Annotated in this window: 12 protein-coding genes and 1 other annotated feature; all 12 genes read right to left on the bottom strand. The window is 54.2% G+C overall.

What is annotated here, in order from left to right; genetic code table 11:
* Window positions 1–25: 25 nt before the first annotated feature.
* The 12 genes from leuS to namA all read right to left on the bottom strand — a co-directional run bounded on the left by leuS (window position 26) and on the right by namA (window position 19,210).
* Window positions 26–2,467: a leucine--tRNA ligase gene (gene leuS, locus AC3ZPD_RS13110; protein ID WP_490984739.1), complete on the bottom strand. Its 2,442-nt coding sequence runs from the start codon at window positions 2,465–2,467 to the stop codon at window positions 26–28.
* Between the two features lie 84 nt (window positions 2,468–2,551).
* Window positions 2,552–2,833, bottom strand: a binding site (T-box leader).
* A 78-nt stretch (window positions 2,834–2,911) separates the two neighbouring features.
* A complete protein-coding gene (locus AC3ZPD_RS13105; protein ID WP_490984738.1) occupies window positions 2,912–5,530 on the bottom strand; it encodes a beta-mannosidase in 2,619 nt (872 codons plus the stop codon).
* Window positions 5,527–6,666, bottom strand: a complete 1,140-nt coding sequence (locus tag AC3ZPD_RS13100; RefSeq protein ID WP_490984737.1) for a class I mannose-6-phosphate isomerase — start codon at window positions 6,664–6,666, stop codon at window positions 5,527–5,529. Before AC3ZPD_RS13100 ends, AC3ZPD_RS13105 begins: the two co-directional genes overlap by 4 nt.
* Window positions 6,663–8,741: a beta-galactosidase gene (locus AC3ZPD_RS13095; protein WP_490984736.1), complete on the bottom strand. Its 2,079-nt coding sequence runs from the start codon at window positions 8,739–8,741 to the stop codon at window positions 6,663–6,665. Before AC3ZPD_RS13095 ends, AC3ZPD_RS13100 begins: the two co-directional genes overlap by 4 nt.
* 114 nt (window positions 8,742–8,855) lie before the next feature.
* Window positions 8,856–10,463: a response regulator gene (locus tag AC3ZPD_RS13090; protein WP_490984735.1), complete on the bottom strand. Its 1,608-nt coding sequence runs from the start codon at window positions 10,461–10,463 to the stop codon at window positions 8,856–8,858.
* Window positions 10,460–12,208: a histidine kinase gene (locus AC3ZPD_RS13085; protein WP_490984734.1), complete on the bottom strand. Its 1,749-nt coding sequence runs from the start codon at window positions 12,206–12,208 to the stop codon at window positions 10,460–10,462. The genes AC3ZPD_RS13090 and AC3ZPD_RS13085 overlap by 4 nt, the downstream gene beginning before the upstream one ends.
* A 123-nt stretch (window positions 12,209–12,331) precedes the next feature.
* A complete protein-coding gene (locus AC3ZPD_RS13080; protein WP_490984733.1) occupies window positions 12,332–13,189 on the bottom strand; it encodes a carbohydrate ABC transporter permease in 858 nt (285 codons plus the stop codon).
* Complete coding sequence (locus AC3ZPD_RS13075; protein WP_490984732.1) at window positions 13,186–14,067, bottom strand: carbohydrate ABC transporter permease; 882 nt, start codon at window positions 14,065–14,067, stop codon at window positions 13,186–13,188. The genes AC3ZPD_RS13080 and AC3ZPD_RS13075 overlap by 4 nt, the downstream gene beginning before the upstream one ends.
* An 88-nt stretch (window positions 14,068–14,155) precedes the next feature.
* Window positions 14,156–15,484: an extracellular solute-binding protein gene (locus tag AC3ZPD_RS13070; protein WP_490984731.1), complete on the bottom strand. Its 1,329-nt coding sequence runs from the start codon at window positions 15,482–15,484 to the stop codon at window positions 14,156–14,158.
* A gap of 268 nt (window positions 15,485–15,752) precedes the next feature.
* Window positions 15,753–16,799 carry a Gfo/Idh/MocA family protein gene (locus tag AC3ZPD_RS13065; protein ID WP_490984730.1) on the bottom strand — a complete coding sequence of 349 codons (1,047 nt, stop codon included), beginning with the start codon at window positions 16,797–16,799 and terminating at the stop codon, window positions 15,753–15,755.
* Between the two features lie 281 nt (window positions 16,800–17,080).
* Window positions 17,081–17,959 (bottom strand): ROK family protein, encoded by an 879-nt coding sequence (locus tag AC3ZPD_RS13060; RefSeq protein WP_490984729.1) that lies wholly within the window; start codon window positions 17,957–17,959, stop codon window positions 17,081–17,083.
* 243 nt (window positions 17,960–18,202) lie between these two features.
* Window positions 18,203–19,210: an NADPH dehydrogenase NamA gene (gene namA / locus AC3ZPD_RS13055; protein ID WP_490984728.1), complete on the bottom strand. Its 1,008-nt coding sequence runs from the start codon at window positions 19,208–19,210 to the stop codon at window positions 18,203–18,205.
* Window positions 19,211–19,305 lie beyond the last annotated feature (95 nt).

Here is a 19,305-nt window from a genome sequence, read left to right as displayed (position 1 = left end):
TCAGCCCGCTGCCGCTTACGCTTAGCTAGTTCGCTACAATGTTTACGAGTTTGCCGGGAACCGCAACTACTTTGCGGACGGTTTTGCCTTCCACAGCAGCCGCCACGTTCGGCAGGGAAAGGGCGTGCTCCTGCATCGCCGCCTGATCCAGATCCTTAGAGATCTTGGTGCGTTCAACGATTTTCCCGTTGACTTGAACGACGATTTCCACCTCGGCCTCGACAGTCCAGGCTTCCTCATAAGTCGGCCACTGCGCATAGGTAATGGATTCGTTATGTCCAAGGCGCTGCCACAGCTCTTCCGCGATATGCGGAGCGAGAGGGGAGAGCAGCTGAACAAAACTTTCGGCTGCCGCTCTTGGCACCACATCCGTTTTGTAAGCTTCGTTGATAAAAATCATCAGCTGGCTGATGACGGTGTTGAAACGCAGACCTTCCATATCCTCCGTTACTTTCTTCACCGTTTTGTGCCACGTGCGTTTGAAATCGTCGCTGCCGCCTTCGTCCGCAATCTTGCCGCTCAGGCTGCCGTCTTCGGCTACGAACAGGCGCCATACGCGGGACAGGAAGCGATGCGCGCCGTCTACGCCGTTTGTGTTCCATGGTTTGGTCGCTTCAAGCGGCCCCATGAACATTTCATAGATCCGCAGCGTATCCGCGCCGTATTCATTTACGATATCGTCCGGATTGATGACGTTGCCGCGTGATTTACTCATCTTCTCGTTGTTGGTCCCCAGGATCATGCCTTGGTTGACCAGCTTCTGGAACGGCTCTTTCGTGGAAACCACGCCGATATCATACAGCACCTTATGCCAGAAGCGGGCATACAGCAGGTGAAGCACGGCATGTTCTACGCCGCCGATATAAAGGTCGACAGGCAGCCATTCCCTTTGTTTCTCCAGCGAGCAGAAAATATCGTCATTGTGCGGGTCGATGAACCGCAGGTAATACCAGCAGCTGCCGGCCCATTGCGGCATCGTGTTCGTCTCGCGGCGCGCCGGAAGCCCGGTTTCCGGATCGGTGGTGTTCACCCATTCCGTTACGTTGGCCAGCGGGGATTCGCCCGTGCCGGACGGCTTGATCTGGTCGATGTCCGGCAGCACCAGCGGCAGCTGGTCTTCCGGAACCGGCTTCATCGTGCCGTCTTCCAGATGCAAAATTGGAATAGGCTCGCCCCAGTAGCGCTGGCGGCTGAACAGCCAGTCGCGCAGGCGGTAGGTTACTTTGCCGCATCCATGGCCGTTATCCTCCAGCCATTTGATCATCGTGCGGATGCCTTCTTCTTTGTTCGTTCCGTCGAGGAAACCGGAGTTCACGTGCGGGCCTTCACCGCTGTAGGCTTCTTTGGACAAGTCCCCGCCCTGCACGACTTCAATGATCGGCAGTTCGAATTTGACCGCAAATTCATAGTCGCGCTGGTCATGGCCCGGAACGGCCATAATAGCTCCGGTTCCGTAACCGGCCAAAACGTAATCCGCAATCCAGACCGGAATTTTCGCGCCGTTCACCGGGTTAACCGCATAAGCGCCCGTAAATACGCCGGATTTGTCTTTAGCAAGGTCCGTACGCTCCAGGTCGCTTTTCCGTGCGGCCTGATCCTGATACGCCTTAACAGCCGCAAGCTGCTCGGCGGAAGTGATTTTCTCCACCAGCTCATGCTCAGGGGCCAATACAGCATAAGTCGCACCAAACAACGTATCGGGACGGGTAGTGAACACGGTCAACGTTTCGTCAGAGCCGTCCACGCGGAATACGACTTCCGCGCCTTCGGATTTGCCGATCCAGTTGCGCTGCATGTCTTTGATGCTCTCCGACCAGTCCAGTTCCTCCAGGTCTTCCAGCAGGCGCTCTGCGTATTCGGTAATCTTCAGTACCCACTGGCGCATCGGTTTGCGGATGACCGGGTGGCCGCCGCGTTCGCTTTTTCCATCGATGACTTCTTCATTCGCCAGAACCGTGCCCAGCGCGGGACACCAGTTAACCGGCATTTCGGCTACATAAGCCAATCCCCGCTTGTACAGCTGGATAAAAATCCACTGCGTCCACTTGTAATATTCCGGGTCCGTCGTGCTGATCTCGCGGTCCCAATCGTAAGAGAAACCCAGCGATTTGATCTGGCGGCGGAAGTTGTTGATGTTCTTAACCGTAATGTCGCGCGGATGCTCGCCCGTATCCAGGGCATGCTGCTCCGCAGGCAGGCCGAACGCGTCCCAGCCCATCGGGTGCAGCACGTTAAAACCTTTCATGCGCTTGAAGCGGGAAACGATATCCGTCGCCGTATAACCTTCCGGATGGCCTACGTGAAGTCCGGCTCCGGACGGGTAAGGAAACATGTCGAGCGCGTAAAATTTCGGTTTGCCCGGTTCTTCCTTGGTTTTAAAAGTTTTGTGTTCATCCCAATAAGCCTGCCATTTCGGCTCAAGGCTTTGGGGATGATAGCCGTTTGGCACTGTCTGATTCTCGGACATAGGTTGCTTCCTCCTTAAATGTCTTGCCTGAACAATCGAACTTGTCTTGTAAAATAAAAAAACTCCCATCCATAGCGTATTATCGCTAGGGACGAGAGTTTGATTCCCGTGGTACCACCCTAGTTAGCTTCCGGCATGCTTTGCCTTAAGCTCACTTTAACCCTTAACGCGGGCGAAACGGAGATGTTCCCATTACATTGTGCGACCATACAGTCAAAACAGCGTTTCGCAAACGCTCCTCTATATGACCTTCATGTTTGCATCCCGGCTCCGAGGCGAGTTCGCAGGGGTCTCCAACCGGCTTGCACCATCCGCCGGCTCTCTGTATGGCTGACCTAAGCTAATACTCCTCATCACAGCAGTCGTTTATAATTGATCCAATTCAATTATTCCCATATATTATACATAAACATTCAGCTTGAAGTCAACGGCGACGGGAGCCCCTTATTCAAACGTATCGCTTATGCTGCGCACGCGCAGATCGTTTTGCAGAGCGGCGGCCGTGGTTCCGGCGGGCAGGTCCTGCTTGGAGACTTCGACCAGAACGCCCTCCGGACCGGTAATGGCAAAATAATTATCCGAGAACACGGTGTCCAGCGTAAGAAGCGACAGTTCAACATGCTGGGCGTAACGGTCCGAGGTGACACGGATTTGGAAGCTTTCGCCGCTTTCGCTCTCTCCAACCTGCACGCCATAAGTGCACCGCGGGAATTCGAATTGTTTGGGCCGGACGAATAACAGGCTGCCCCCTGAAACCTTTTGTCCCTCTACGATCAGTTCATAGGCGGCAAACACGCTGTCCTCCCGCAAGGACGCCATCCGCTCCGTAAAATCGCAGGTGAGCGCCGGTGCCGCGCTTAAAGCCTCTATTCGAACATCCGCCATCCGTTCCTCCAGCACCCGAAAATCGGTATTCATCAGCCTCACCCGCACCTGTCCGGACAGCGCAGCCCGTCTTTCGTTGTGCAGATGAAGGGTTACGGCATAACCTTCGTTTACGGCTGTGATCAGGCGTGGCGCGTAAAAACGTTTGGCTTCGTAATGAAGCGCTTTCCAGCGTCCGAAATAATCGAGGCTGGCCCAGGAGGCAACCGGCCAGCAATCGTTGAGCTGCCAGTAAATAGAGCCCATGCAGCGGCCGCGGTGACGTCTCCAGTGCTCCACGCCGCAGCGGATCGCTTCGGCCTGCAGCAGCTGCGAAACATACAGCAGGCTGTCGAAATCCTTCGGATATCGATAATAGCTGGACAAGTAATACATGATTTTCCCGTTGGCTTCCCCGTTTTTCTGATGGCTCTCCATCACCGGCGAAAAAATGTTGCGGTCTTCCTGCAGCGTAAAGCTTTCTACGGTCTTCAAGGACGGAAAGGATTGGAACCCGAATTCGGAGCAGAAACGGAAGTAATAATTCCGGTAATCCGTAAAAGGTTTCATGCCGTGCCAGACGTCCCAATAATGCACATCGCCGCGGCTTTCGTCGTTCGGAAGGTCGAAACAGCCGCCGGATGAAGGGGAAGACGCCCAGTAGAACGTAACCGGGTCGGCGTTCCGCACGGCTTTGGGCAGCACGTATTCAAACTGTTTGATATAATCGGCCTTCAGTTTATCCGAATGTCCGGTCACTCTAGGCCACTCGTACCAGCCTACCTCCATTTCGTTGTTGCCGCACCACAAACCGAGGCTGGCGTGGTGACGGATCCGCCGTACGTTTTCGTCCACCTCCTGCCGGATATTCCGTTCAAACTCTTCGCTTAAGGAATAAACGTTGCAAGCGAACATAAGATCCTGCCATACGATCAGGCCGTGCCGGTCACAGCTGTCATAGAAAAAATCGTCGGGATAATAGCCGCCGCCCCATACCCGGATACAGTTAAAATTAGCCTTGACGCAATCCGCGATCAGCCGTTCGGTGCGCTCCGCGTCCACCCGGGCCAAAAGGCTGTCCTCCGGAATGTAATCGGCTCCCATCGCAAAGATTTTGACGCCGTTCACGACAAAGGCGAACTGCTCTCCGTATGCATCCTTTTCGGTACTGACCGTTATGGTGCGCAGGCCGAGGGTATGGCTGCGTTCGTCAACCGTTTGCCCGTGCAGGCTCAGCTTGGTTTCCAGCCGGTAGAGCGGCTGCTCCCCGTAGCCGTTTGGCCACCAAAGCCGGGGATTCGGAATATTCAGCTCGGAAGTCGCCCTGCCGCTGCATACCTGCGCTTCTCCCTCCAGCACTAAGCCGTCCGGCCCGGTAAGCCGGACATGCACCGCGGCCCCGTTCTCCGGACAGTCCGCGGCTATGATTTCCGCCGTCAGCCGTACTGCCTTGACGATGCGGTCATAAACCTCGTTAGGCTTTACTTCGTGATCCACGCCATTTTGCAGCTCGTTATCCTGCCCCTTATCTTCATCCAGCACCTCATTATCATCCTGTGTCTCATTGACATCCTGCATCCCGTGATCCTGCGCCTCATGGTGCTGCAAGATCAGCACATCTTCCAGCCTGGCCCCCGTGCCGGCCTGCAGCGCGATATCGCGCCAAATGCCCGCATCCGGCAGCTGCGGTCCCCAATCCCAGCCGAACATGCTGTGGGCCTTGCGGATGAAATTGCTGCCGGGGATGCCGCCGGTAGGCACGTAAGTAATCGTATCCGCGCATGCGGCCCGCGCGTCCTCCACATATTTCAGCGGTGAACGGAATACGATCTCCAGCGAGTTGACGCCTTCCCGAAGTTTGCCTTTGACGTCGTATTTCCAAGTGCGGTGCATGTTATCCGCCGTTCCGAGCGGCTGCCCGTTCAGGGAAAGCTCCGCAATGGTGTCGAGGCCGCTGCAAACGAGCTCAATACGGGGCTGAGCCAGTACTTCGGCCGAAGGCTCAAACTCTGTCCCGTAAACATAATCTTTCCAGAACAAGTCCCGGACGGGATACTCCTCCATCCGCCAGAAAGGATCGGAAATCTGGTCTGCTGCCAGCAAAGCGGACAACACCGAGCCGGGGACCCGGGCGTCAACCGTCCAATTCTCCCCGGGGGTTTTTAAGGTCCAGGTACCATTCAAGGATTGTGTAATCATCGGTTTCTCTCCTTTAGATCGGATAGATCGGGCAGCGTTAACCCGGGTTTAACGAGACAAAGCTCCGCTTCTTCTTCCCCGGACCCGGGCAGCGCCTCTACGGTAAACTCCCCGGCAGCAGCGGCCAGGAACAGGCTTTCGCCCCGGCGCAGCTCCGCGGTTTCCTGCTCGCTGCAAAATTTGGCGCTTCCTTTGGCGGTCAAAGCAATTTGCGGCATCCCGCCGGGCAAAACCGCGCGCCCTCCCCGGCCAAGCCGCAGCCGCTGCACCTCAAAGCAGGACGTGACGGCCGGGCCGATCAGCTGTTCAAGCCGGAAACCCGCTTCTTCCCGCAGCAGAACGGGGGGCACCTTGTGCTTCCGCGTTATTTCCTCTACCGAATAGCCGTTATAATCAAAAATATCCAGGCAAAAATCCAGCCCTTTGCCCATAAACCGCGCCTCCGGCGGCACGCTTACGCCTTCCCGTTCAAATTCGCAGCGGACAACCAGATCGGAAGGCTCCATAATTTCCAGCATTAAAATCTGTTCGCCGATCGCGTGCGGCATCCCGCCCGGGATGTACCACACCTGCCCCTTCTCAACCGGAACCGGCTCGAAACAGGCGTCCATCGCGGCGATATCCTGCCCCTCGATGATCCGTTTCCATTCCGCGCGGGTCGGCGGATGCTGAAAACCAAGCCGGATGTAAGGCTTGGCCCCTTCCCGCACCTGCAGAATGTAGTAACACTCCAGCTTGCCATACTTGGAATTCAGGTGACGCTGCGCAAAATCGGCGGTCGGATGAGCCTGGACGTGAAGACGCATGGAAGAATCCAATATTTTGGCCAGAAAGCCGAGATCCAGCCCATGCTGTTCAACATGGCGTTCCCCCAGATAAAACACGGGATCTTCTCGCAGTAAATCAATCAGCAGCTTCTCTTCGCCTTCAGCCGTCAAACAAACGGAATAACCTTCGCCCGGGATCGGCGGAAGCCCAGGATTGCGCGCCGGGACAAGGGAGGCGATCCATTCCTCCGGACGGTCGCCGTCCCGGCCGTCCGGATTCCCGTGCAGCCGGTCGATGCCCGCGCCGCCGCGGTAGTTCCGGCGCACCCGGTTGGGCGGCAGCTTCACAAACTTAAGCCGGCCGCTCATTCGGTTTTCTCCCAGGCGAAGACCGAGCAAGCTCCGGCCGGCAGCAACAGTTCCGCCGTACCTTCATCTTTGGCGCTTAAGCTTGTTCCGCCGTTCAGCTCGGTCAGCACGATTCCCGCCGGCAGTCCGCTCAGGCGCACAAGCTGCTCTTTACCCGAAAAATTGATCGCCAGCATCGCCTTTTGCGCAGCCGATTCGATAAAGCTGAGATGCACCTGTTCGTGTTTACGGGCGCGGACCGCAGGCAGGTTCCCTACAGAGCCTGAGATGGCGTCAAAGATCAGTTTTTCGACGTCGGGAAGAATCTCTTCCAGCAGCGAAAGCCCCATAAAGGAGTTGAAATACAGCGCTGCTCCTTTGCCGACACGGTGCAGCACCACAGCCGGCGTCCCGTCCTCCATGCGGGCCAAAACCTCCGCATCCGGGGCCGCTTCAAGCTGCTGGCTCATATAAGCCGCAGGAATCCTCCGCCCGTTCAGGCTCCATGTTTCGCCCGAGGCGACGTCAACCTCCCGAATGCCAAACAGCCGGCTCAGCGTATCGCCCGGAATGCCTTCCTTCGGCACCACGCCTTGCCCGTCGATGGCGCCCAAACGGCCGTCGGCGATCAGAAAACCGCCCTGCTCCACATATTCCGTAAGCCTTGCAGCTTCCTCCTGCCCCATCCGGACGGCTGCCGGCACGACCAGCACCGGGGTTTTAAAGTCAGTTTCGTCCAGCTTTTCCAAATTGGTGAATTCGGCGGGGAGGCCGCTGTTCCAAAACAGTTTGTACCAGCCCTCCGTATTTCGGGACCAGAAGCTGCCCTGCCACTTCAGCAGGGAGTCGAAGAACAGCCGGCCCGCATAGCTGTACGCGATCCGGACCGCAGGCCGGGCTACGGTAAAGTCCGCAAACAGCTCCCGGTTTCGTCCGATCACGTTTAACAGTTCGGCAGTCGAGCCGCTGCGCCGGTTCGGCGTGCCGTCCATCCGCGTCAGTCCACGCCCGGTGGACTGGTAACCGTGCAAAAACGGGCGCCAGCGCCACAGCTGCATGCCGGCCGGAGCGGTGAACAGGCACATGAAAATCCAGTCGCGCAGCTCTTCCGGACTCACCTCGGAGCCCGGCGTCAGCACGGACTGCGTGTGCGTCTGCAGCTCGTTAACGAAATACGGCTTCCCCGCTTTGCGCGCCGCACCCGCCGGGATCGAAAAATACATCGACAACGTCCAGGGCGTATTCCGGTAATCCCGGCCCCAGCTTTTCGGATAAAAGGTGGCCCCGTACGCATCGGGAATATAAGCCGTTTCGAATTCGTCGTTGTTGCGCAGCGTCACGTCTCCGGCCAGAATCTGGCTGGACGTCCCGTCGATCAGGATCGGATGGGCATCGTCGTATTTGCGGGCCGTTTCATATAAAAAGCGGCAGATGGCGGTGAGATTTTCGCTGCGGAATTTTTCATACTCCACATCCGGCAGCAGGCTGCTCCAAATGCTGTAGGGTGCGCGTCGTTTGTCCGGCCGAATCTGGGAAAAGCTTTCGTACCTGCGGTACCAGTCCCGGTTCAGCTTGCGGATGTCGCCGTATTTTTGCTCCAGCCACTGCTGGTACAGCCGGACGGTGTAGGGATCGTCGCTGCGGAAATGCGCTTCGTTGAACACGTCCCAGCCGTAAACGGCGGGATGGTCCTTCAGCGCCGCGATGGCCTCCCGGAAATAAGTGTCCATATATTCCCTGACCGTGGGATGATTCAGATTGGCCCAAAAGCAGTCTTCGTTATAAAAAAGCCCCCGTTCATCGACGATTTGCATATCCGGCGTCAGCGCCGCGTCCGGCATAAATTCCTGGGCCTGGTTTTGCCCGAACAGCTGCATAACCGCCTTGATTCCCAGCTCATCGCATTTGTCCAGCACCTTCCGCGTCTGTTCGAAAATCCACTCGTGCGAGCTGCGGGCCAGCCAAGGGTTAGCCACCGGCCACAGCGTAATCAGGTTATAGCCGCAATCCTTCATATTGGCGATATCCCGCGCTATTTCGGCGTCAGTGTAATCCTGCTCGATAATGTAAACGGCTCCAAACAAAAAGTCACTCATGACGAAACCTCCTGCCAGCTTGTTTTTTTCCTATTATACGGAGACAAAACGCCGGCCTTGAAGGATGCAAAACTGGGCATAACCCCCGTAAATCTACACGTTTGTTTGCGATTCCTAGCCGAACAGCTGCTTGTAGGTGCCGGGCGAATAACCCGTGTATTTTTTGAAAATGTAAGCAAAGTATTTATAATCTTTAAAGCCCACTTCCATCGCGATCTGGTATGTTTTTGCCTCCGGCTGCTTTGCCATTTGCTCCTTGGCGCATTCGATGCGGTGTTTGTTCAGCCATTCCGTGAAGTTTTCACCGGTTTCCTGCTTGAAGATTTTGCTGAAGTAGTTGGGGGTGACAAACACGGCACCTGCCACGTCGGCGACCTGCAAATTGTCCGTATAATGCCGGCGCGCGTATTCGATGCCTTTTTTGACGATGTTTTTGTATTTGTTGTTATGCTGTCTCTCCAGCGCTTGCAGCGTCCGGGCAAAAATGCTTTTGACCCACAGCCCGATTTCCTCGAGCGTTTCGTATTTTTCGATTTCTTCGTGCAGGTGCACGCTTTTGTTAAAGACCATTTGCGGCTCGATCTGCAGCGCGGACAGCTCCTTGAAAGCGATTCCAATCAGATGGATGCAAAAAAGCTCGGTCAGCTTGCGCGGAATGTTTTTTTCTCCGAAATAATCCGTAAAAATGCCGTTCAGCTTCTGCTGCACCTCCAGGTGATGAAGCAGCTTCAGATGCTCGCGCAGCTCCTTTTCGTCCTGCTCCTGCAAAAACAAAGGCTTCTGAGCGGGCGCGGGAATTTCTCCGGCTACGATTACCCGGTTTTTACCCTGATAAATTTTGTTGTCCGCCGCCTGCCGCGCCTGTTTATACGAATTCTTCAGCAGCCGGATATCCTCAACCTGCCGGCCCAGACCGATGGTTACTGTGATTTTATAATATTGTGTCACGTAAAATTGGATCTGCCGGCAGCACTCCACGATAGCTTCCACTGGCGCACCGGTAGAGAGCAAAACAAGCAACCCCTCTTCCCCCGAATCGCCGACGGTGACCTTGGCCTCCGCCTCGCTCTGGAAAATTTCTTCGGCGATGTTGGAAAGCGAATACCGCAGCAGCTTGCGGTCGCCGAGGGAAAGACCCGCCTGATGGTAGTCATCGATGCCGATCATAACGATTTGATGCCGCGGACCGGAAAGATCGATGTTCACCGCGCCCGCCGCCTGCCGGGCAAACTGCTCCTCTGTCATTTCTCCCTCCACGTAATCCTTGATGCAGCCGGCGCGGATAATCGGGAGATTGCTGGACAGCAGCCGGTCCGCCAGATCGTTCTCCAGCTCCCGGCTCCGCCGCTGCTCAATTTCCTTCCGCAGCTTCAGCATCAGCCCGGCCAGTTCGCTTTCGCTGACCGGCTTCAGAATATAATCGACGGCACCGGCTTTCAGCGCCTGCCTGGAATACTCAAAATCGTTGTAGCCGCTTAAAATAACGATTTGCGTATTCGGCAGCTTCTCCCGGATCCGGTTCGCCATATTCAGGCCGTCCATCACCGGCATTTTAATATCCGTAATCACGATTTCGGGTTTGGCGGTCAGCGCCCTTGCGAGTCCGTCGCGTCCGTTGGCGGCTTCGCCGACGATCTTCATATCAAAACTCTGCCAGTCAATGGCGGTGGAAATTCCTTTGCGAATGGTAGCCTCGTCATCCACGATCATCACCGTAATCACGTTTCATCCCTCCCCGTCCCTAAAGGCTGCTCCACAACGGCTTTGAGCCCCTGCGGATTGCCCGGATAAAAATGCAGGCCGTAAGCCTCGCCATAATTCAGCCGGATCCGGCTGTTGACGCCGGCAATGGCCATGCCTCTTTTTCCATCGGTATAATGATCCATCAAATGCTCAAGCTCCTCAGGGTCTGCGTTCTCTCCGTCATTCTCCACCGCGTAAATCAGCTTATCTCCGCTGCTGCACACCGTGACGGTGACGGTGCCGCCGCCTTCCCGCGCTTCCAGCCCGTGCAAAATGGCGTTTTCGATCAGCGGCTGGAGCACAAACCCGACCGTCCTGCACGATTCCAGTCCCGGCTCGACCTGTATGACGAAATCAATGGAATCCGAATACCGGCATTCCTGGATCATTAAATAATTACGCGTATACTCCAGTTCCCTGGCCACCGTCGTTTCCTTCTGGTCCGACTGCACCGACATCCGGAACAGCTTGGAGAGCGCCTCCACCAGCCCGCATGTTTCATAAGCATTTTCCATTCGGCTCATCCAGCAGATCGTATCCAAGGTATTATATAAAAAATGGGGATTGATATAAGCCTGCAGCGCCTTAATCTGAGCGTCCTTCTCGCGCAGCTCGGACACGTAGACCTGATTGACCAGCTCGCGGAGACGTTCGCTCATCTTATTGAAGTTTTTGGCGAGCACGGTAATCTCATCGTTTCCCTTAACTGGAACGGCCACGTTGAAGTTCTCTTTTTCCAAATTCCGCATGGATTTCGTGACCGTTTTAAGAGGGGATAGAATATAAGCCGAAACCCAATAAGCGATCATGCTGCAGATGACGATGGTCAGCGCGATCGTAAAAGCCAGCACCTGCACGACCAGCGATTTCTCACGGCTGATTTGCTCCAGCGAGATCAGATTGACCAGATAAAGATCCGGATATTTTAAATCATAATAAGTCAGCATTTGCTTCGTCCCTTCCACCGATAACGTGGAAAAACCTTTTTGCCCCTGAAATTTGAAGCCGCCGACCACGTCTTGAACCGGTTTGCCGACATACCTTTCGTCCAGCGAGATGATGATCTGCCCGTTCTGCACAATAAAATAGTTGTTGCGGCTGGCCAGCGGAATGTTGGCAAACAAGTCCAAAATCCGGTTTTTGTCGATGTAGATCTGCATGACGCCAAGCGGTACGCTCAAATTGTTGATGTCGTTGATTTTGCGTGTGAATACGTAAGCCGCTTTGCCGCCGGGATAACGGCTGTCCACCGAGCCGGAAAAGGTCAGCTTGCCGGTTTGGCGCATAATCTCCCGGGTCCGTTCGTCGTCAATCCCGTAATAGTCCGAGCTGGAGCGGTACTGCTTGCCATCCAGTCTGCGGATGTCGATGGCGCTGACATATCTTTCGTAGGCCAGCATGCTCAAAACGGAAGCATCAAGGCGGATGACGTCATTCTCCAGCGCTTCGGACGGGCTTTTATCCTGCAGGAAATTGCGGACTTCGGGGCTTTGGTACAGCAGCAGCGAGTTCTGTTTGATATCCTCAAAAATATCCTCCAGGTTGGTGCCGATTTGCGTAAGCGTATTCATATTGGACAAGGTGACTTTCTCCGAGACGGACTTGGCGTCCTGGCTGTAAAAGAAAACGCCCAGCCCGGTAATGGGCAAAACGATCAGGACGATGGTTAAAGTAAAAACCTTGACCTGCAGGCTGGCGAATCTGGGTCTGATCCTACTCCACATGCGAACACCTCACCCGTTATGTCTGTAGCTGTGCAAAAAGGCAAACTCCGCCTGGAGTTTACCTTTTATTTCCTATTTCCCTTAAACGGCTTGATCTCTTAACGGTTGAATCTTCTAACGATTTTATCCCTTTACAGCCCCGGCAACCATCCCTTTCATGATCTGATTATAGAATAAAAGATAGATGATGATAACCGGAAGCGTGGAAATGACCAGCGCCGCCATCATCAGCGGATAGTTGACGGTATAAGTGCCCACGAAATTGGTAAGCCCGATCGGCATCGTCTTCAGGCTGTTGCTGCGGATAAGCACAAGCGCCAAAGGGAATTCGTTCCACGTATTGAGGAAGGTAAGGATGGCGCAGGTAGCCAGAACCGGTTTGCAGATGGGCATAATGATCGAAAACATGCTGCGGACCAGGGAACAGCCGTCGATAAAAGCGGCCTCTTCCAGATCGGTCGGAACCGATTTTACATAACTTTCGATCAGGAACACCGCGACCGGCAGCGCAAACGCGATATAGGGCAAAATCAGCGTAACCGGCTTGTTGAGCAGATCCAGCGACTTGAATTCGATAAAAATCGGAATCAGCAGCGCGTAAATCGGGATAAGCATGCCTGACAAAAATAAATAGTAGAGAAACCGGCGGCCCAGGAACACAAACCGCGATAAACAATAGCCGGTAATAAAGCTGACCAGAATCACGACAACAACCGTAATAACCGTAACATATAAACTGTTGAAAAAATAACTGCCGATTTGTCCCTCCGAAACCGCCTTGGCGTAATTTTCGAAATGCAGCTCCTTAGGCAACCCTACGGTATCCAGCGCAAATTCCCGCTGGGATTTCAGCGAAGAGTAGATCATCCAAAGGATCGGAAAAATGCAGGTGATGGACAGCAGGCTGACCAGCACGTTGCTGACGACCCCGGACGCGCCTGCTTTCAGGCTGTGCGAGCTCCATCCGTTTTGCCTGTTCATGCCTTTTTCCTCCCCGCTAACAGCCTGCTTAAAACGATCATAGCCAAGCTGAGAATCAGAATGCCGATCGCCACAGCGCTGCCGTAGCCATACCGCATACGTTCCATGGAGACGCTATACGCGTACATGGCCACCACCTGGGAGCTGTTGCCCGGCCCTCCTCCGGTCATGACGAAAATCTGGTCGAACGTCTTCATGTTGCCCGAGATGCAAAGCATCACCGTAACTAGGAGCGTGTCCTTGATCAAAGGCAACACGACGAATACCGATTTTCTCCAGCCCGTGGCGCCGTCCAGCTCCGCAACCTCCAGCACTTCCTTGTCAATGCTCTGGATCGAAGCCAGCAGAATTACCATGTAATATCCGATGAACTGCCATATTTTCGGAATTGCCAGCGAGGTGATGACGATCTTTGGATTATCCAGCCACGGTTTGATCCAGTCGGACCGGCCGAGGAACTCCAGAAACTGGTTCAGCAAGCCGTAATCCTTGTTATAAATGATGCGCCACAAAAATCCGACCACCACGGCGGACAAAATAACCGGGAAAAAGATGACCGTTCTATGCAGCGTCTTCAGCTTAAGCAGCCGGGAAACCAGCAGCATCGAAATGACAAAGGCAATGCCGATCTGCCCGATAACCGTCCAGACGATAAACACCACGTTGTTCCGAAACGCACTCCAAAATGCGGTGTCCTTGGCAAGCTCCAGATAATTGGCCAGGCCGATAAACGTTTTGTGCGGACCTCCGTCCCAATTGTAGAAGCTGTAATAAAAAGCGACGAAAAGCGGCGCGATGCTGCAAAGCGTAAACAATAACGCGCCCGGCGCCAGCAGTCCGGCCAGCAGCGCTTTGCCGGGCTTCAGCTTCTCGCTCATGAGATAACACCTGCCTTTCTTTCTATATAGCTGTTCATTGCTGCACACAAGCTGTCCGGCATAGTTCCCTTTCTATTAAGACCCCGGTTTACTCTCGGGCATATTCATCCTGCACCTTCTGGGCAAGCTGTTCCGGCGTTACAACGCCGATCAGCAGCTCCTGCAAACCGGATTGCAGAACCTCCATCAGTCCCGACGACAGCTGGTGGTCATACACGGGGATAAACGGCCGGTTTTTCTGGAATTCGTCAAATTCCTTGAAAATGGCGGGAGAAGAGCTCTGGTCGAAATCATTTGGCGTCACGGCCGTCAAGCTGCCCGCTTTGGCCTCTTCGGTCGCAAATTCCGAGCCGGTCATGGCGCGCAGAAATTTCTCCACGGCGGACTTTTTAGCGGAATCGGTGCTCGCGTTCACGGCATAAGCCCAGCCCGCGCCGCCGGTAATCGCGTTCTGATCGCCTTTTCCGCCTTCGACCGATGGAAGCGCCGCGATTTTCGTCGCGTTCAGCACGTCCTCCGGACTGTTGGCTTTCAGATCGGCAAGCGCCCAGGTTCCGTCTATGGACATGGCGGCCTGGCCGTTCATGTACAGCTGGCGCTGCTGCGAATCGTCGATGCTGTTTACGTCGCTGTTGAAAGCCCCGGATTTGGCGAGTTCATCCAAAGCGGTAAGCGCTGCCACAAATTCCGGATCGGTGAATTTGGCTCCGCTTTTATCGCGGATGCTTTGATACCATTCATCGCCGGTGAAGCGGTTGCCCAGCGTGCTCATAATGACCGATTCGGCATTCCACTTGGCCTTATTGCCGAGCACGATCGGCGTTACGCCGGTTGCCTTGATTTTTTTCACAGCATCCAGCAGCCCATCCCACGTCGTTGGAAACTGGTCCACGCCGGCCGCTTTCAACAAATCTTCGTTGTAATAAATACAGGTATTTGTGATCTGAAAAGGAATACCGTAGATTTGGTCATTATACGTGAAATTGGAAAAGACGCCTTCTTTAAAGCTGGCCTTCCAGTCGGAATCGTTGTCCAAAAATTCGTTCAGCGGCATAACCTTCCCGTTGTTCACAAACGTTTCCGCCATTTGTCCCTTCAGCCAAAAAATATCGGGCAGTTCATCTGCGGCCGCCAGCGTCTGCACCTTGGTCGCCAAATCATCGCTTGAAATCGTTTCTTCGTCGATCTTGATATTTGGGTTATCCTTCTGAAACTGGTCCAAAACGGTCCGGAAGGCCGTCGTCATCCCATCGCCGGGCGTAAACGCATCCAATAAAGTCAAGGTTACCTGGGCTTCGCCGCCCGAATTCCCGCCGCTGCCTTCCGCCTGGTTTCCGTTACTGCCGCAAGCGGCCAGCGAAGCGGCAAGCACCCCGGTGCAAACCAAACTCAAGGTTTGTTTCAAACGTTTCTTCATTCCATTTCCTCCCCTTTTGAAAACGTAATCATCGATCAGTACGCGTATACGGTTCGCCAAACCCTTCACCGGGTTCGTCTGGGTTCATTATAGCGAGGTCCCCTTCCGCTCTTAAAGGTGGCAAAACCATCATTGACTCCGAAATCCTACACTTTTTAATCGATCATCTCCAAATGAGGACATGATCATATAAAAAAAGGATGGAGCACAAAGTGTACTCCACCCTAGTTTTTGTTGGGTTCAACAGGAAAGCCAAGAAACAATTATGCTACCCAGATACAACAGGCATCCCTGCCGCAATCGAGGCTTCAATGGCAAGGGACAGGCGGGCGTCTACCAGCGCTTCGGATAATGAATAAAAGCTTTTGCCCGTACGCACGTATTCGCTCATTCGAAACAAAACCTCCGCGATCGCCAGCTCTTCATCGGAAAGCTGTGCGGGATAAAACCGGTTTTGATATAACCGCTCGGAGGCTCCCCGGAGCTCCCGAAGGGACAAAGGAGCAAGGCTCCCCTCCATTCCATCCTGAATTCTGCTGATGGAAAAGGTTTCGTATGACCCTTGGCCCAAACTTCGGGTGACCTCATCATTCCGGATTTCCCCATGGGAACCCCGGATCAGAACCCGGTTCTTCCGCAGCGGAGAGAAATATTGCGACGGGGTGAAGTCAAGTACGGCGCTTTTGCCGCTCTCAAAAGATAAAAACGCGATATCCTGCAGCTCCGTCTCCAGGCCGTCCCCAACGTTTCGTCCGCGGTGGGGAACCTCCAGCACAGGGTGCTTAAACTGCTGGGCCGTCACTGTACAGCTCTCATCCGAGACATCCAGCCACCGACGGATCAGGGCAATCCCATGATAACCATGGCCGGCAGACGCCTGGACATGCCGCACCTCACCCACGGCTCCGGAACGTATCAAGGTCGTCCGGGCTGCATGATGCGGCTGCAGCGGGTATTGCTCGGCTACCTGAATTCGCGGCGATTGCGCCGCAAGGGCAGCCATCTGCCGGTATCCGGCATCGTCAAAGGCAGGCGGCGTTTCGGCCAGCACGGGAACGCCGGTCTCGAACAGCTGCTCCAGCAAAGCCGCTGCCGACGTTTTGCTGACCGCCATAACCAGAAAATCGCATTCCTGCGCCAGCTCCAGCGGGGACTGAAACACCGGCAGGCCCAACAGGGCCTCGTCCCCGCGATATTTTTCCGGATCCCGCACAACAATTCCGGCTGGCTGAAACCACTCCGGAAGCTGGCCGGCAATCCGCAAGTAGGCTTTCCCGCGCCAGCCCGGCCCGATTAATCCAAATCGCACAGGCATATTTTATAACCTCCATAATCCTTTAATCATTTCGGAAAAACTCAAAGTGTCCTCAAAATCTCCTTTCATCCTAGGTGATTCATCTCGGAATCTGAATAGATTTATGGGACGGGAATATGGAGTATTGTTACAACATGCAGAAACTTCCGAGGATCGGATACCGATTTTGTAATCAACAAAACGCAGGGCCATAACAAATGATAAAGCGGCCTTTCCTTATTTCCGGAAAGCCGCTTTATTTTCTGAATACCGTCAGCTAGTAGCTGTCTTATAGTTTTCTCTTAAATGCCCTGCAGCGCCGACTGGGCCAAAGCAAGCGCCCCGCAGATCCCCGCATTGTCTCCCAGTCCGGGAGGTACGATATAACTCGAGATCTTCTCATCGCTAAGACTTGGATGCTGCACGTAGCCGTTCAGCAGCTCCTTCAATTTGGCATGGATGAGCGGGAACAGCTGCAGCTGTTTCATGACGCCGCCGCCCATGACGATTTTTTCCGGGGACAGGATCAGGATGTAATTCATCAAAGCTTGCGCCAGATAATAGGCTTCCATTTCCCAAGCCGGATCATCCTTCGCCAATTCGCCCGCAGGAACGCCTGCACGCCGTCCGATAGCCGGCCCGGCCGCAAGACCTTCCAGACAGTCGCCATGGTAAGGGCAAGTGCCTTCAAACTGGTCGTCCGGATGACGGCGGACATAAATATGGCCCATTTCCGGGTGGGAAAGGCCGTGCACCAGCTTGCCGCCGATCATTGCGCCGACGCCGATCCCGGTGCCGACGGTAATGTAAATGCAGCTGTCTGCGCCTTGGGCCGCTCCCCACAAAGATTCGCCGAGGGCCGCGCCGTTGACATCCGTATCAAACGCAATCGGTACGTTAAATTCGGATTTCAGCGTGCCTATGATATTATAGTTGGTCCAGTAAGGCTTAGGGGTTGTCGTAATATAACCGTATGTATCGCTGCCCAAAACCGGATCGATCGGGCCAAAAGAACCGACGCCCAACGCTTCGATTTGTTTATCTTTAAAATATTCAATCACATTCCCCATCGTTTCTTCCGGGGTTGTTGTCGGAAAACTTACGCGGTCAAGCACTTCTCCCTCTTTCGTTCCGATGCCGCAAACAAATTTCGTTCCACCTGCTTCTATTGCTCCAAGCATGCCCTTCGCTCCAATCTGCTTAAATATGAATGCACCTAAAACCGATTGTACCATAATTCATCCGCCGATGCGGTATAAGATATAATGATTGTCGTAAAATGTCGGAATTATGTCATCGGATCCATCGCAATCAAAAAATGCCGCGGTGCAAAACCCGCAGCATTTTATATTTAAGATCCCGGATCGTCTTTAAAGACGCTCGGAATGGATGCTATAGAAATCAGACCGAAGCTGCTTACCTGCTTACCAGCCCCGTGCGTACTGCTTCGGCGCTTCCAGTTCCACGCCGAGTTTTGCGGCGGCCACCCGCGGCCAATAAGGGTTGCGGAGCAGCTCACGCGCCAGGAAGATCAAGTCGGCACGACCATTGTTCAAAATTTCTTCCGCCATTTCCGGCTCGGTAATGAGGCCTACCGCACCGGTAGGAATTTCGGCTTCGCGGCGGATTTGGTCCGCAAACGGAACCTGATAACCCGGGAACACTTTAGCCGGACCGTTCAGGACACCGCCGGAGCTCACGTCAATCAAATCAACGCCAAGCGCTTTCAGCCATTTGGCATAAACCACATAGTCGTCCGGCGTATCTCCTTCGGCATGATAGTCATGGGCGGATACGCGAACGAGCAGCGGGCCGTCCCATACTTTTTGCACCTCGCCGATCACCTCTTTGAGGAAGCGGAACCGGTTCTCCTGGCTGCCGCCGTATTCATCCTCGCGACGGTTGCTGAGCGGAGAAAGAAACTGGTTGATGAGATAACCGTGCGCTGCATGAAGCTCGATGACATCAAATCCGGCTTCTTTGGCACGACGGACGCCGTCGGCAAAGTCCTGAACGGTTTCCTTGATTTGCTCCTTGGTCATCGCCTGCGGCGTTTGATACCGGTCATTAAACGCAATGGCCGACGGCGCGATAATCGCTTCCTTCACTTCGGCTTTGCGTCCCGCATGAGCAATCTGTACGCCGATATGGGAGCCTTGGGCATGGACGAGGCCTACCAATTCTTTTAATCCTTGAATATGTTCGTCGCTCCAAATCCCGAGGTCTTTAGGCGAAATGCGTCCCTGCGCCGTAATGGCCGTTGCTTCGAGGAGAATAAGCCCCACTTGGCCGACCGCACGTGCCGGGTAATGAATTTTATGCCAGTCCTGCACTTTTCCCGATTCGTCTTCAACGGAATATTGGCACATCGATGCCATGACGATCCGGTTTTTGAGCGTAATATTTTTGAGCTGGTAAGGTTCAAACAGCAAGATTCTTCACTCCTTTGTATTTATGTAAAATTAGAACTTCATTACTATACCTCTTTTTTTCGTATATCGCAATATTTAAATATACCTTTATTAAG

This window comes from Paenibacillus mobilis (assembly GCF_058267595.1).
This window is presented reverse-complemented; position numbering and strand designations above follow the sequence as displayed.

Excerpts from the sequence above, each read along its gene's own strand:
- leuS (WP_490984739.1), bottom strand. The coding sequence starts at position 2,467 with ATGTCCGAGAATCAGACAGTGCCAAACGGCTATCATCCCCAAAGCCTT.
- AC3ZPD_RS13105 (WP_490984738.1), bottom strand. The coding sequence starts at position 5,530 with ATGATTACACAATCCTTGAATGGTACCTGGACCTTAAAAACCCCCGGG.
- AC3ZPD_RS13100 (WP_490984737.1), bottom strand. The coding sequence starts at position 6,666 with ATGAGCGGCCGGCTTAAGTTTGTGAAGCTGCCGCCCAACCGGGTGCGC.
- AC3ZPD_RS13095 (WP_490984736.1), bottom strand. The coding sequence starts at position 8,741 with ATGAGTGACTTTTTGTTTGGAGCCGTTTACATTATCGAGCAGGATTAC.
- AC3ZPD_RS13085 (WP_490984734.1), bottom strand. The coding sequence starts at position 12,208 with ATGTGGAGTAGGATCAGACCCAGATTCGCCAGCCTGCAGGTCAAGGTT.
- AC3ZPD_RS13080 (WP_490984733.1), bottom strand. The coding sequence starts at position 13,189 with ATGAACAGGCAAAACGGATGGAGCTCGCACAGCCTGAAAGCAGGCGCG.
- AC3ZPD_RS13075 (WP_490984732.1), bottom strand. The coding sequence starts at position 14,067 with ATGAGCGAGAAGCTGAAGCCCGGCAAAGCGCTGCTGGCCGGACTGCTG.
- AC3ZPD_RS13070 (WP_490984731.1), bottom strand. The coding sequence starts at position 15,484 with ATGAAGAAACGTTTGAAACAAACCTTGAGTTTGGTTTGCACCGGGGTG.
- AC3ZPD_RS13065 (WP_490984730.1), bottom strand. The coding sequence starts at position 16,799 with ATGCCTGTGCGATTTGGATTAATCGGGCCGGGCTGGCGCGGGAAAGCC.
- AC3ZPD_RS13060 (WP_490984729.1), bottom strand. The coding sequence starts at position 17,959 with ATGCTTGGAGCAATAGAAGCAGGTGGAACGAAATTTGTTTGCGGCATC.